Genomic DNA, 13,789 nt, shown 5'->3' on the forward strand with positions numbered 1-13,789 from the left:
GGCTGACTGTCATAAATGTGTCATAAACACGCTCGGGCAATTGAAGCAACACGCAAAATCGACAGTTTGATCCGCATGAAATCCACAAAAAAACGCAGCAAGCCGCGACCGGACAGGTCCCAGACGCTGCTCAGGCAACTTGCGGCAGTTCCGGGAAGGTTATTCGCCGGCGCGTTTCGCCAACAATATGGCGCCCTGTGTTTTCGATATCGGGGTGGAGGCCCTCAGGTTGAAATCCTGGTGATCACCTCGCGCGAGGCAGGGCGGTGGGTCATCCCGAAAGGCTGGCCGATGAAGGGAAAAAAGCCGTTCGAGGCGGCGGCCACCGAAGCCTGGGAAGAAGCAGGCGTGAATGGAACGGTGAAGAAGAAGCCCATCGGCCGCTATACCTATCTGAAAGAACTCGACGACGGCGATGTGGCCCCCTGTATCGTCGACGTGTTCCAGATCGAAGTCACGGAGGTCACGGGTGGCTTCAAGGAACAGGGGCAGCGCATTCTCGAATGGGTCAGCCCTGATGAAGCGGCACGACGCGTCCGCGAGATCGAACTCAAGTCGCTGCTCGTCGAATTCGAGCCGCAGGGTCGCAAGAAGCGCAATCGCGGCTAGTTCTGAACCTGATCGCCGGCGCTTTGGTAGGTGGTCCTGCTTTGCAGCAGCTCGCCTTGCCTTTCCAGAACCGGATAGGCCGTGGCTGCGACGAGGTGCGAATTGATCTGCTTGAAATCCCGCAGCAGGTCGAGGTGGAGAGAGCTGGTTTCCGCCGTATCGAAATCGCCCTCGCGCAGCCGCTGGAAATGAGCGTTGGTTCCGTCACGCTCCGCCCGCCGGAAGACGATTTTTTCGTCGGCGAGCATACGTGCGACGCGCTCGTCCTGCGACATGAAAAGCGCTGCGGCGGTGCGCAGATTGGTGGAGAGGCGGTCCAGCAGGCCGCTGAGTTCATTCTGCCCTTCCTTAGAAAAGGTCATGCCTCGGCGCAGTCTCTTGACCAGATGGGGAAGCACGTTTTGGTCGACGACGTCGCCCGCGTGTTCCAGGCCAGTCGAGAACAGCAGAATCTCATCGAGACGTCTCCGGTCGATGTCGCTGAGTTCTTCCGGGTCGATGGACGTGAGGTATCGTTTGACCGCCGTATTCAGACGGTCGAGGACGTTGTCCTTCCGCCGTAGTTCCGCCAGGGCGCGGCGATCGGTGCTCGTCAGGGCAGCCTTCGTCCCCGCCAGCATTTCCTCCAGCACGTCGACCAGTCGCAGGACTTCCCGCGCCGCTCCCTGCAGCGCGACGACCGGCGTTTCCTTGGCGGAAGGATCGAGATATCGCGGATGGCCGGGATCGCTCTCGTCGATCCGCCGCGGCAGCAGCCTGACGAGGGCGTTTGCGAAGGGCGAGAGGAACGGCATGAAGACGACCGCGACCACGAGATTGAATGCCGTGTGGAAATTCGCGACCAACCGGGCACCATCGCCCTCGATCTGGATCATCAGCGCCGTAATCGGAGAGAGAAGCGCAAACGCCGCCAGAACACCGAGGATCCTGGTAACCAGATTGCCGATCGGAAGCCGCCTGGCCGCAAGATCCTTCCCGGACTGCCCCTCGACAACTGGATTGATCGCCGTTCCCAGGTTGGCGCCGAGGGTCAGTGCGAAAGCCTGGTAGGGATCGATCAGCCCCTGGCTCGCAAGTGACATAATGAGCAGGACCACCGCGACGCTGGAATGGGCTGCCCAGGTCAGCGCGGCCGCGAGCAGAAGGCTGAGGAGCGGCGTCGTCGAAATGGCTGAAAGAACCGCAGCGAAGGCCGGTGTATCGGCATATTCCGTCAGCACGTCGAGCAGTTGATGCAGGGCGAGCAACATGAAGCCGAGGCCGATAAACACGCGACCGAGGTCATGGACCTGCGGATTTTGCGTGCGGCGGAACATCAGGACGCCGAGCAGTACGAGAGCCGGTGACGCGGCGGCCACGTCGAAGGACAGGACCTGCACGATGAGCGTGCTGCCGACATTGGCGCCCAACATGACGGCAAGCGCCGGGACAAGATCGACCAGCCCGTCGGCCGCGAACCCCGATGCCATCAGCCCGGTCGCCGTGCTGCTCTGAAGAATTGCCGTGACGCCCAATCCGGAAAAAAACGCCTTTATCCGATTGTTCAGCGCGCGGCCGAGAAAAGACCTGAGATTGGGGCCGAAAGCACGCTGGATGCCCGTCTGCACCATCCGCGTCCCCCATAGAAGGAGGGCTATGTGTCCGGCAATGGTGATGATTGCAATGATGAAGGGCATGGCATTTCCGTAAGTGAGCAGCCGGATGGAGAATCGCACTGGCAGCGCAAGATGTTAGCCAGCTAACATAGTTGCCGGGGATCTATTGCTTTTTCAAGGCTGAGGTCTGACCGGTAGGTATTGGGGGTCTACCATCCGGCACTGCCCGGAAAGCGGGAGATTTTTTTGAGACGAGGGGGTGTCGGGTTGGCAAAGTCTGGTTCGTCCTTAGAGTCGTCCATTCCACATTTCAAAAGGATCACGACCATGCCGAACACCATACGCCTGCATCGCGTTCTGGCAACCAGCCCGGAAAAGATCTATCGCGCGTTCATCGAGGCTGACGCGCTTGCCAAATGGCTTCCGCCCAACGGCTTTTTGTGCACTGTGCATCACTTGGAACCGAAAGTCGGCGGCAAGTTCAGAATGTCCTTCCGCAACTTCACGACCGGCAACAGCCATGCCTTCGGCGGCGAATTTGTTGAGCTCGTCCCAGGCGAACTTGTCCGCTACACGGACAAATTCGACGATCCCAACCTGCCGGGCGAAATGGAAGTCACGGTGACGTTGAAGAAGGTTTCGGTCGGAACCGAGGTGAATATAACGCAGGCAGGAGTGCCGGACCTCATCCCGCCCGAAGCCTGCTATCTCGGCTGGCAGGAGTCGCTGCGGAACCTGGCAAGGGTCGTCGAGCCCGAGATCAACGAATAATCTATCATGACGGCGCAAGCCCGGGACCGGTTCGCGTTGGTGACTTTCGCGATCCGGTACTGGAAGCAGTTGCCTGCGGGAACTATCGCGGGCCTGTCTTGTTGACCTTCTGAAAGAGAAGGAAGTCATGCAACAGCCACCGACAGCATCCTCTACCGACCGGCAGTCTCTCGTGCCGCCGCGATCCAATCCGGTCCCCCCGGCCTCCGAAGCGCAATCAGATCGTCTGCCGGAGGAGGCCCCCGGTCCCCATCCGCAGCAGAACGACGCGAAGCCGAAATATACGCCCGAGGACCTCGTGAAGAACTATGGCCTGAGTGCGCAGGAAGCGCAGCGTCTCATCGACCGGTTCGGAGCCTCCGCGGCGGAGCTCGATTTTATTCTGGCTGGAAAGGGGCGTCCCAAGAGGCATCGCCGGCAGGATATCGAACGCTCGGCCGAAGAAATCGCCTTTGGGTGAGCGTGCCGGTGGCGACATTCTTCAGGGGAAATCCCGTCTGGACTTGAGCCCGATGCCCGGCGTCGGCGGATCTCCGAGGAAAATGGACCATGACGCTTGTCGGTTATCACGCTTCCCATGAACAGTTTTCGCCAAGCGAGCTTATCGGGCATGTCCAGGCTGCAGAGGCCGCGGGCTTCGGCGCGGTGATGTCCTCCGATCATCTGACCCCATGGAGCGAGCGGCAGGGGCAGTCGGGTTTTGCCTGGGCGTGGCTGGGGGCGGCGCTCCAGGCGACACGGTCGATCCCGTTCGGGCTCATCACCATCCCGATGGGCTGGCGCTACCATCCGGTCATCACGGCGCAGGCCGCCGCGACGATCGCCGAAATGTTTCCCGGAAGGCTGCCGTGGATTGCGGTCGGCAGCGGGCAGGCCATGAACGAACATGTCACCGGCGAGCGCTGGCCTTCGAAGCGGGAACGGAACGAACGGCTACAGGCGGCGGTCGAGATCATCCGCGATCTGTGGTCGGGCAAGCTGGTCAGCCGGGAGCAGCCGATCAGGGTGGACGAGGCGCGTGTCCATACCCTTCCCGAAGAGCCGCCCCGCCTCGTTGCCGGCGCCTTGTCGCCCGAGACGGCGCAATGGGCCGGACGCTGGGCCGACGCGCTGATCACCATCAATCAGCCAAAGGATAATCTGCGCAAGATCATCGACGGTTTCCGGCGCGGCGGCGGCGAGGGCAAACCGCTTTACCTGCAGACCCATGTGTCCATCGCCGGCTCCGATGACGAGGCGAGAGCAAACGCATTCGACCAGTGGCGGAGCAATGCAGTGACGGCGGCGGTCTCCGAAACGCTGCGCCTGCCCGAGGAATTCGACCAGGCGTGCGCCAATGTGCGGCCGGAAGACATGGATCAGCATGTGCGGATCTCGGCCGACCCGCGCCGGCATGTCGAATGGCTGGAAGCCGACGCCGCCATGGGCTTTGCGGAAATCTACGTCCACAATGTCGGACGCAACCAGCGCGAATTCATCGATCGCTTCGGACGCGAGGTCTTGCCTCACGTGAAGGCGGATAAACGCCAACGGAACGGCCGGTGACGGGTTGGCGTCGTCGCGTTCGGCGGAGGCCCCTGACCGGAAATCGGGCCCATTCCGGCCTAAGTTCCCGGGCTGTGGAACCACGATAGCTCACCCAAGTTATGAGAAGCTCAATCCAACCATCGCGTTTCGCAATGACATCAAGACCGAAAAAGAGACCACGAGTAGGCTTTCCAAGTGGCCCTGCCGGCGGCTGGGGATCGGCCAAGTCGGTGGGCGAGGTGCTCATTCGGGAACATGTTCCGGTGTCCGGCCCGTCTCTTCTGGCGCATCAGAACAAGCCGGACGGCTATATGTGCGTCAGCTGTGCGTGGGCCAAACCGGCCAAGCCGCACCCGCTGGAGTTCTGCGAGAACGGTGCGAAGGCGACCGCCTGGGAGATCACCGGCCGGCGCGCGGACAGGGACTTTTTCGACGCCCATACGCTGAGCGAATTGGAGACCTGGCGCGACCACGATCTGGAGGAACAGGGGCGTCTGACCCATCCGATGCGATGGGACCCCGCGAGCGACAAGTATGTGCCGGTGAGCTGGGCATCCGCATTCCAGGAGATCGGCCGCGAGCTGCGGGCGATAGCCCCCGAAAAGTGCGAGTTCTACACGTCAGGCAGAGCTTCGCTCGAAACTTCCTACATGTACCAGCTTTTCGCGCGGATATTCGGCAGCAACAACCTGCCTGACTCCTCGAACATGTGCCACGAGAGTTCGTCGGTCGCCCTTCCGGAAAGCATCGGCGCTTCGGTGGGCACGGCAATCCTGTCGGATTTCCAGAACTGCGACTGCATCTTCTATATGGCGCAGAACGTCGGGACCTCGTCGCCGCGGATGCTGCACGACCTTCAGGATGCCGCCGACCGCGGCGTCAAGATCGTGACCTTCAACCCGCTCCGGGAGCCGGGGCTGGAGCGCTTCGTCAATCCCCAGGCTCCAAGCCAGATGTTGACGGGTAGGGAGACACAGATCTCCTCGAAATATTACCAGGTCCGGCTGGGGGGAGATATCGCCGCCCTGTTTGGCATCTGCAAGGCGCTCATACAGGCTGACGATGCGCTTCACGAGGCCCATGTCAGCAAGGTTTCAGGATCTGACGGCACGCCGGACGATCCGTCCGACGCCGCGGCGGTAGCCTTCGCGGCCTCGATTGCCGCGGCCGACAAGAAACACATTCTCGATCACGATTTCATCTCCCAGCACACGTCCGGTTTCGAGGAGTTCGCGGCGGCCACCCGCAATTATACCTGGGAAGAGCTGGAGCGCGTTTCAGGGCTCACCCGCGAGCAGATGACGGAGGCTGCCCGCATCTATGCCCGCTCCGACGCCGTCCTGATGGTCTACGGCATGGGGCTGACCCAGCACATGATGGGCGTGCAGAACGTCCATATGGTCGTCAACCTCGCCCTCCTGCGCGGCAATATCGGAAAGCCGGGTGCCAACATCTGCGCTGTCCGGGGCCATTCCAACGTCCAGGGTCAGCGCACCGTCGGCATTACCGAGAAGCCGGGCCTAGCGCCCTTGGACAAACTCTCGCGACTCTACCATTTCGATCCTCCGCGCTGGCAGGGGCATTCCACGGTCGAGTCCTGCAGGTCGATCCTCGACGGGGAGACGAAAGCCTTCATCGCCCTCGGCGGCAATTTTTTAAGAGCAGCGCCCGAAACTGTTGCCATGGAAGCTGCGTGGCGCAAGCTGCGCCTGACGGTTCAGATCGCCACCAAGCTCAATCGCAGCCATGTCGTTCACGGGGAAATCGCCTACCTGCTTCCCTGTCTCGGCCGCATCGAGATCGACGAACAGGCAAGCGGACCACAGGCCGTGTCGATGGAAAGTTCGGTGGCACATTTCCACGGCTCGCGCGGCAGGGCCAAACCCGCCAGTTCCGAACTCCTGTCGGAACCTGCCATCATCGCCGGCATCGCCAAAGCTACGCTGACGCGAGGCAACGTGCCTTGGGACCGCTGGGTCGACGACTATTCGGAAATCCGCAACGCGATCGAAAAGACCTATCCGGAGACCTTCAAGGACTTCAACAAGCGGCTCTTCCAGCCCGGGGGGATCCCGCGTCCTCTGCCGGCCAGGGAACGGAAATGGGTGACCCGGAACGGAAAGGCGAACTTCATCACCCCGGATCGGCTGTTCCCCGAGCTTCCCGCCGAAGCGATGGGAGAGGATGTCCTCCATCTCGCCAGCCTGCGATCGAACGACCAGTTCAATACGACCATCTATGGCTACAGCGACCGTTTCCGCGGGGTCGACGGGACGCGGCAGGTCCTGTTCGTCAATCCGCAGGACATCGAGCGGCTCGGGTTTGCAGACGGGGATATCGTGGATCTGGCGACCGCAATCGAACCTGAAACACCGCGGGTGGTCCAGGGCTTCAGGATCGTCGCTTACGACATCCCCAAAGGCTGTTGCGGAGCCTATTATCCAGAAACCAATCCCCTGTTTCCGCTCAGCTATCACAGCCCTCAATCGAAGACGCCATCCTACAAGCTCCTGCCGGTTCGTCTCAGCCGGTCGAGCCACATACCGCTCGGTTAAGGGTGAAGCGCAGGGACGTCAAGCGGTGCCGCCGGCTGTCTCAGGCAAACGCCGGCGGCGCTGATGTATTCATTCGGACCCCCGTCGTGAGGCGTCCTCCTGCTCCCGAACCTCCTTCAGAAGCTTTTCGCGGGGATTGTCGGAGAGTTTGCGACGCGTCCTTTCGATGGTCTCGTCGTCGACCTGGACTGGTCGCCCGCTGTCGTCCGGCAGGCCTTCGGCGGTCTGGCCTATCGGCGCGTTCTTCGGCCTGTCGTTCAGGCCCTCGGTCTGTTTTTCAGTGCTCATTTCAGCCTCCTTGGACCTTTCCAACAATCGACAGCCGGTTTTGTGCCCTGACATGCGGCCCTTCGGAGGCCGAAAAGGAGATTTTCTGCTGGTCCTGGAACAACCGGAGGAATGCGTTGTTCGCGCTGATGCGAAAGGAGAATTGCATGAACAAGATCATTCTAGTGACTGCCATGGCGATGGTTACGACGTCGGCCTTCGCCCAATCCGCGGCGGAAAAATCAGGCGTCAATTCGCTTGCGGGCATCCCTCCGAAGACCCAGGATTTCGTGACCGAAGCTGCAACGAGCGACATGTTCGAGATCGAATCCAGCAAGCTGGCCGCCGAACGGGCCGACGCGGCGACGAAGACGTTCGCACAGCAGATGATCCAGGAGCATCAGAAGACTACGACTGAACTGAAACAGCTTGTCGATAGCGGCAAGGTGAAAGTCAAGTTGCCGACGGCGATGACCGACGCGCAAAAGAAGTCGATCGCCAAGCTCAAGGGCTTGAAGGGCGCAGAGTTCACGAAGCAATATCATTCTGACCAGGAGGACGCCCATGAAGATGCCGTCGACCTGTTCAAGCGATATGGCAAGGAAGGTGAAAACGCCGAACTGAAGGCGTGGGCGGCAAAGACTGTCCCTGCGCTCGAACATCATCTGCAGATGGCCGAGGATTTGAACAAGTAATCGCTGTTCGCGGGATTCCATCCGACGGCTGTCGCTTATGCGGCGGCCGTCGAGGTGTCTGCGCAAAACTGAGCCAGTGGGGGAAGACCGGAGCCACGCCGCAGCCGTATTTGTGTTACCATTCCAGCGGTCTCAAAGCGGAAAGGTCGAATGCCCCTTCAGCGTGTCAGTTTCTATGTGCTTCTGGTCCTGGTGACCATCGCGTTCGTCGCAGTCGTCCTGCCGTTTTATTCAGCGATATTCTGGGCAATCGTCCTCGCCATCATCTTCTTTCCTCTCCACGCTCGTATCGAGGCCCGGCTCGGCGGCCGCAGAAATGTTGCCGCGGCGCTCTCCGTCCTGATCTGCCTTTGCGTCGTCATCATTCCGGGGCTGATCGTCCTCAGCTCGCTCGTCCAGCAGGGCAATCTTCTTTATGGACGCATCGACAACGGGGAGATCGATGTCCGAAGGTTTTTCCAGGAGCTGCAGGCATCGCTCCCCCTGTTCGTCCGCGGCTGGATCGAGCGGATCGAGCTGGAGGGCTTCGACACGCTTCGGGAACGTATTTCCGCGGCGCTGATGCAGGGCGGCGGTTTCTTTGCCGGACGCGCCTTGAGCCTCGGCCAGAACACCCTGCAGTTCCTCGTCGCTTTCGGCGTGATGCTCTATCTGCTGTTCTTCATGTTCCGCGACGGGCAGGTGCTCGCCCGCACGATCCGAAAGGCACTGCCTCTCAGCGACGCGCATACCCGTCGTTTCACCTCCAAATTCACCGCCGTCATCCACGCGACCGTGCGGGGCAATATCATCATCGCCATCATCCAGGGTTCGATCGGCGGCGTCGCCTTCTGGGCGCTCGGCGTGGAGCCGGCCTTGCTGTGGGGCGTTCTGATGAGCGTCCTGTCGCTGTTGCCGGCGGTCGGTGCTGCATTGATCTGGATACCCACGGCCGTTTACCTGGCGCTTGCCGGCTTTTGGGTGAAGGCCATCGTGCTGGTTGCGGTCGGCGCCCTTGTCATCGGTCTTGTCGACAATCTTCTGAGGCCGCGCCTGGTCGGCAGAGAAACCAAGCTTCCCGACTATGTCGTCCTGATTTCCACCATCGGCGGCATTTCTCTGATGGGTATCAACGGGTTCGTCATCGGACCGCTCGTCGCTGCTCTGTTCATCGCCGCATGGGCAATATTCGTCGAGGAGGAGGGGGTTGCCGATACGCAGTGAGGGCAACGACCTGTCCGTGCATTTTTAAGACGGCCTTCGGAACTTCCGTCTCCCTGACCGGTTCGAAAGATTCGAACCATCATCATGGAGGTGAAGCCATGAGTGCTTCGGGTCTCACCGTCTTCGACAAGAGGCTGCAAACCACCAACATATGGCTGGACGATCTGATGGCTGACCAGGGACCTGACCGGCAGCTTGCCTGGCATGTGCTGGGCGCGGTTCTCCAGACGCTCGGAAGGGGCGACCAATGAACATGACCCTCACCAGCCCGGCTTTCGCCGATGGCGAACGCATGCCGGACAAGTATACCCGCCTTGGGGAAAACCTGATGCCGCCTTTGAAATGGGGCGGTGCGCCCGCGGAGGCCAAAAGCTTCGCACTGATCGTGGAGGACCCGGACGCACCGAGCGGGACCTTCCGCCATTGCGGTGTCTTCAATATCCCGAAGGACTGGAACCAGTTGGGCGAGAGCGCGGATACGGCGCCCGGCGGCGGTCCGCGTTTCTCCGCGAACGACTTCGGCAACGCCCGTTACGACGGGCCTCAACCGCCGAAAGGCCACGGCCTGCACCATTACCGGTTCCGTCTTGCCGCCCTCGACGTTCCGAACCTCAAGGTGCCGGCCAGCGCGGGGGTCGAGGCGATGTGGAAGGAGGCGCGTAGCCACATCCTCTCGGAGACCAGTCTCACCGGAACATTCGACGTCCACTGAACGAAGGAGGAAAGACCATGAAAGTGTCAGAGATCATGTCGCGCGATGTCGAGGTCGCCAGTCCCCACCAGACCGTCGCCGAAGTCGCCAGATGCATGGCCGACAGGCAGATCGGCTTTTTGCCGGTTGGCGACAACGACCAGCTCGTCGGAACGATCACCGACCGGGATCTGGTCATCCGCGGGCTTGCCGACGGGCTCGGAGGCGATGCGAAGATCCGGGAAGTGATGACGCGCGACGTAAAGTACTGTTTCGAAGACGACGATGTCGACGACGTGGCCCGCAACATGGGCAAGGTTCAGGTCCGTCGTCTTCCTGTGGTCAATCGCGACAAACGCCTGACGGGCGTCATTTCGCTCGGTGATGCCGCCCTTGCGGACGCCGCAGCCGCGGGAGCCGGATTGAAGAAGGTTTCCCGTCCGGGCGGTGCTCACGCGCACGGAGAAAAGGACGTCGGCCGGGACAACGCCAACCTGAAAGTAGGGGATCGCCTCGTGGTCCTCTTCACGATCTCCTGCGGCGAATGCTTCTTTTGCCAGCCCGGCTTTTATTCCAGCTGTGAACGCTCCCCCCGGATTTCTCTCGCAGATCCCGGACAGCTCTGAAATTGACCCCGATAGGGTCGATGGAGTAGGGAAAGCCGACGCGGCATCCCTGCACGGGCGGGCCGGCAATCGTGCCGGTGGCCGTCTGCTCGTTTGGCATATCGCAATTCCATTTGCTAGATTGCACCCGGTCCGGCCCCAAAACACCGGGTCGAGGCGAAGGCGATTGTAAAAAAGACGGTGAAGAAAGTGACGCAAGCGGCTAAAAAGGCTGGATATTCCAAAGCTCCGATCTTCGCCGTCGCGCCTATGATCGATTGGACGGACAGGCATTGCCGGTTCCTGCATCGGCAATTGTCGAAATCCGCGCTGCTCTATACTGAGATGGTGGTGGCCGATGCGATCATTCATGGGCCGCGCGAGAGGCTCTTGTCCTTTTCGCCGGCCGAACATCCGGTTGCGCTGCAGCTCGGCGGTTCGGACCCGGCAAAGCTTGCCGAGGCAGTGCGGATCGCTGCCGATTTCGACTATGACGAGATCAACCTCAATGTCGGCTGCCCGTCGGACCGGGTGCAGTCGGGCACGTTTGGCGCTTGCCTGATGCGCGATCCGGCGCATGTGGCCGACCTGGTTTCGGCGATGAAGCGAGTGTCGAGCGTGCCGGTCACCGTGAAATGCCGCATCGGCGTCGACGACCAGGAGCCGACGGACGTGCTGCCGGACTTTCTCGCCCAAGTGATCGGGGCGGGTGCGGATGCCGTCTGGATCCATGCCCGCAAGGCCTGGCTTCAGGGGCTTTCGCCGAAGGAAAACCGCGAAGTGCCGCCGCTCGACTACGAGCTGGTCTATGCCATGAAGCGGGAAAACCCGGACGTGTTCATCGGCATCAACGGCGGCATCGCCGACCTGGAACAGGCGGCAAACCATCTCGCTCATATGGACGGGGTGATGCTCGGCCGCGCCGCCTATCACAATACCGGACTTCTGGCCGGGGTGGATGCGTTTCTGAAAGATGCCAGTCCTGCAGGGGTCGCCACCGCCGAGTTCGACTGGCTGGCGCTGCGCGATACGATGGCGGACTATGCGGCGGAGCTGATCGGCCGGGGCGGGCGGCTGCATCACGTCACAAGGCACATGGTCGGGCTGTTCCAGGGGTTTGCAGGCGCACGGCGGTTTCGCCAGATCCTCTCCACCGATGCCACTCGCCCGGGTGCCGGGCCGGAGGTCATCGCGGCCGCTTTCGCGGTGGTGGATATCGACGGCGGGCCTCGGGTCCAATCCGAGGAGAAGAAGCTGGCAGGGTGAGGGCGGAGATTTTCGAGCCCCATCGGACACAGTCCTCCCTTGGCGGTCCTCGGTTTTCGCTTCGCTCTCCCGAGGAGGAACGCGAGGGTCGAACGGACTTTGAAAAATCCGGCGACACCATCCGGTCAGCCACCATGTGTGCCGCACAGGCACGTCCGGCGCGCGCTTTCGGGCTTCAGAAGCAAGGGGCTCGGTCCGTATGCCCATTGCTTTCCCCGTTGTCGCCGGACGGAGACCATTTTCTCCGAACCCGAACGCCAAGGTTTTGCGTCTTGCCCTTGAGGTCCGCGCCGGTCCCGCCTCGCCGGCAGGCCTGCCGGTGTATCCGCGACGGAACGGGGGGATTGTAGGCACGGGCCGGGGAGCGGGGATGAGAGGGAGGCTAAGTGCTTGATGGGGCTGGTGGGCAGGTGTCGAAGGTCCCCGGATAGGTCGGCGCCTGGAGGGTGGATCCTCGGGTCGAGCCCGAGGATGACGACCTTGGATGTTGTGCCAAGTCCGTCATCGGCATCCTCTCCACCGTGATCCTCGTCCTCTCCTCCGTCATCCTCGGGCTCGACCCGAGGATCCAGCCGCCATACATTCGCAAGGAGACGTCCCTTTACTGGGTAAGCGCCCGCTTCGTGCCGAACTCAGTAAGACGCAGCCGCCCCCTCAGTCCCGCTTGATGCTCATCAGCACGGCCCACATGTCCGCGCCCGTCTCGAATGCCGCGGCGTTGGCCGCATAACCCTGCGCCGAGGTGAAGGCGTCGAGCATTTCGCTGGCCATGTCGACATTCGAGCTTTCGGGGAAGGTGACCGAGGTCGACGGGGTGACGGTGGTGGTGACGCCGCCGGAATTGGGGAGCGAGGAGACCTGGGTGTCGAGGCGGTTGTAGCCGGGGGTCTGGGCATTGGCGATGTTGTGGGCCGCGGTCGCAAGGCGTTTGGCCTGGGCCTGCATGCCCGAAACCGCAATGTTCATCACCGACGACAGACCCATGACAAGCATCCCCAAACCCGATGACGGATATTTTAGGGCAAGAGCTTCAAGGAAGACTGAACGGGAAGGGTAAGGGAAGCGTATTATGGCGCGGCACAGATGTGCCGGAACGGGGCGGGGACCTGCCGGCAAGGCGCAATCCGCGCTTGAAGGCGATTCCGTCGCGTGTCCCGAGGCATCGTCATCGGGCGGGTGCTGCCGTAATGACGGAGCCGGCGCCCAGGCGAGTCAGATCGGGGGCGTCAGGTGTGGCTGCGCAGGTCCAGATGCACCACGACCCCGGCTTCGGTGTGCGCCCGCTGGCGCTTCATCACGCGGGAGCTGGAGAGGAAGACGGCGACCGAGGCCAGCCGTTCCGGATCCGTCAGCCCGCGCCTGTAGTAGCGGAAGACGATCCAGGCGAGCAGTTCCGTCTCGGCGGGATCGGCGGGCGGCCGGATGCCCTCCGCAAGTCGCACCGCTTCGCGCATCGCTTGCAGATCATGCATGGTCATGACATGCGGAAAAAACGTCCAATCATCGGACATGGGGGGCTGTCCCGGTTCTGAAAACTACCGCGACAGAATATCAAAAACGCCAAAGCTGTCAGGGAAAGTGCGGTAACGTACCGAGGGACGGGCTCAGTCCTTGGTCGGCTTCGATTGCGCGTCTCGGTTGTCTACAGGAGATCGGCCGGGATCATTTCACGGATGGCTTCTGGAACAAAAATCTCGACCAGAACCTCACCCTTCTCGCTGCAGATCCGGGCACTGCGAAGCGTGAATTTCGCCCTTGCCGCAAGGGAATCGGCGGCCAGTTCGCGGATTGCCCGGCGCGCCGAATTTTTCGCAGCGTCGAGATCGGTAAATTCCACCCCTTCGGGATCGATGATGAATTTCCCGGTAAAGTTGATGTGAAAGAAGAACCGCTGCATGGCCAGCTCCCTTGCCGCGCCCCGCAAACCAGGGGGCGGCGCCGGAGTTCCCGTTCGCTAGCGTACAAAGACAGGTGCGCGCGGATCGCCCCGCCTCCGGGATCGATC

Annotated in this window: 14 protein-coding genes and 2 pseudogenes; 11 read left to right on the forward strand and 5 right to left on the reverse strand. The window is 61.6% G+C overall.

Features of this window, described 5'->3' with window-relative positions; all coding sequences use genetic code 11:
- Positions 1–75: 75 nt before the first annotated feature.
- Complete coding sequence (locus tag C5L10_RS14860; RefSeq protein ID WP_105430405.1) at positions 76–609, forward strand: NUDIX hydrolase; 534 nt, start codon at positions 76–78, stop codon at positions 607–609.
- On the opposite strand, the gene C5L10_RS14865 is transcribed toward C5L10_RS14860, so the two are convergent.
- Positions 606–2,285: a Na/Pi cotransporter family protein gene (locus C5L10_RS14865; RefSeq protein WP_105430311.1), complete on the reverse strand. Its 1,680-nt coding sequence runs from the start codon at positions 2,283–2,285 to the stop codon at positions 606–608. The genes C5L10_RS14860 and C5L10_RS14865 overlap by 4 nt on opposite strands.
- A gap of 246 nt (positions 2,286–2,531) precedes the next feature.
- Between C5L10_RS14865 and C5L10_RS14870 the strand changes: the two genes are divergently transcribed.
- The 4 genes from C5L10_RS14870 (at position 2,532) to C5L10_RS14885 (ending at position 7,057) form a co-directional block, all read left to right on the forward strand.
- Positions 2,532–2,975, forward strand: coding sequence for an SRPBCC family protein (locus tag C5L10_RS14870; RefSeq protein ID WP_046636274.1), 444 nt, complete (start codon positions 2,532–2,534; stop codon positions 2,973–2,975).
- Positions 2,976–3,102: 127 nt separating this feature from the next.
- Positions 3,103–3,435 carry a hypothetical protein gene (locus C5L10_RS14875; protein ID WP_172717029.1) on the forward strand — a complete coding sequence of 111 codons (333 nt, stop codon included), beginning with the start codon at positions 3,103–3,105 and terminating at the stop codon, positions 3,433–3,435.
- Between the two features lie 89 nt (positions 3,436–3,524).
- Positions 3,525–4,520: a TIGR03885 family FMN-dependent LLM class oxidoreductase gene (locus C5L10_RS14880; RefSeq protein WP_105430313.1), complete on the forward strand. Its 996-nt coding sequence runs from the start codon at positions 3,525–3,527 to the stop codon at positions 4,518–4,520.
- Positions 4,521–4,654: 134 nt separating this feature from the next.
- Positions 4,655–7,057, forward strand: a complete 2,403-nt coding sequence (locus C5L10_RS14885; protein WP_105430314.1) for an FdhF/YdeP family oxidoreductase — start codon at positions 4,655–4,657, stop codon at positions 7,055–7,057.
- Positions 7,058–7,126: 69 nt separating this feature from the next.
- Here the strand turns inward: C5L10_RS14885 and C5L10_RS14890 are convergent, their stop codons facing one another.
- Complete coding sequence (locus C5L10_RS14890) at positions 7,127–7,345, reverse strand: hypothetical protein (RefSeq protein WP_046666957.1); 219 nt, start codon at positions 7,343–7,345, stop codon at positions 7,127–7,129.
- 146 nt (positions 7,346–7,491) lie between these two features.
- On the opposite strand from C5L10_RS14890, the gene C5L10_RS14895 reads away from it, so the two are divergent.
- The 6 genes and pseudogenes from C5L10_RS14895 to dusA all read left to right on the forward strand — a co-directional run bounded on the left by C5L10_RS14895 (position 7,492) and on the right by dusA (position 11,784).
- The gene (locus C5L10_RS14895) at positions 7,492–8,019 is read left to right on the forward strand and encodes a DUF4142 domain-containing protein (RefSeq protein WP_046666956.1); all 528 of its coding nucleotides are present in this window, start codon (positions 7,492–7,494) and stop codon (positions 8,017–8,019) included.
- Between the two features lie 150 nt (positions 8,020–8,169).
- Entirely contained in the window at positions 8,170–9,222 is a 1,053-nt protein-coding gene (locus C5L10_RS14900) for an AI-2E family transporter (protein ID WP_105430315.1), read from the forward strand.
- Positions 9,223–9,320: 98 nt separating this feature from the next.
- Positions 9,321–9,455: pseudogene (locus C5L10_RS14905) on the forward strand (DUF2267 domain-containing protein); the annotation flags it as partial.
- 14 nt (positions 9,456–9,469) lie between these two features.
- Positions 9,470–9,934 (forward strand): YbhB/YbcL family Raf kinase inhibitor-like protein, encoded by a 465-nt coding sequence (locus C5L10_RS14910; RefSeq protein ID WP_105430316.1) that lies wholly within the window; start codon positions 9,470–9,472, stop codon positions 9,932–9,934.
- A gap of 17 nt (positions 9,935–9,951) precedes the next feature.
- A pseudogene (locus C5L10_RS14915) lies at positions 9,952–10,374 on the forward strand (CBS domain-containing protein); the annotation flags it as partial.
- Positions 10,375–10,719: 345 nt separating this feature from the next.
- Positions 10,720–11,784, forward strand: coding sequence for a tRNA dihydrouridine(20/20a) synthase DusA (dusA, locus tag C5L10_RS14920; RefSeq protein WP_172717041.1), 1,065 nt, complete (start codon positions 10,720–10,722; stop codon positions 11,782–11,784).
- Between the two features lie 654 nt (positions 11,785–12,438).
- On the opposite strand, the gene C5L10_RS14925 is transcribed toward dusA, so the two are convergent.
- The 3 genes from C5L10_RS14925 to C5L10_RS14935 all read right to left on the reverse strand — a co-directional run bounded on the left by C5L10_RS14925 (position 12,439) and on the right by C5L10_RS14935 (position 13,681).
- Positions 12,439–12,768: a flagellar basal body protein gene (locus C5L10_RS14925; RefSeq protein ID WP_105430318.1), complete on the reverse strand. Its 330-nt coding sequence runs from the start codon at positions 12,766–12,768 to the stop codon at positions 12,439–12,441.
- Positions 12,769–13,010: 242 nt separating this feature from the next.
- Positions 13,011–13,295 carry a hypothetical protein gene (locus tag C5L10_RS14930; protein WP_105430319.1) on the reverse strand — a complete coding sequence of 95 codons (285 nt, stop codon included), beginning with the start codon at positions 13,293–13,295 and terminating at the stop codon, positions 13,011–13,013.
- Between the two features lie 131 nt (positions 13,296–13,426).
- Entirely contained in the window at positions 13,427–13,681 is a 255-nt protein-coding gene (locus C5L10_RS14935) for a hypothetical protein (protein WP_105430320.1), read from the reverse strand.
- Between the last annotated feature and the right edge of the window lie 108 nt (positions 13,682–13,789).

This window comes from Neorhizobium sp. T6_25, assembly GCF_002968555.1.
Classification (GTDB): Bacteria; Pseudomonadota; Alphaproteobacteria; order Rhizobiales; family Rhizobiaceae; genus Neorhizobium.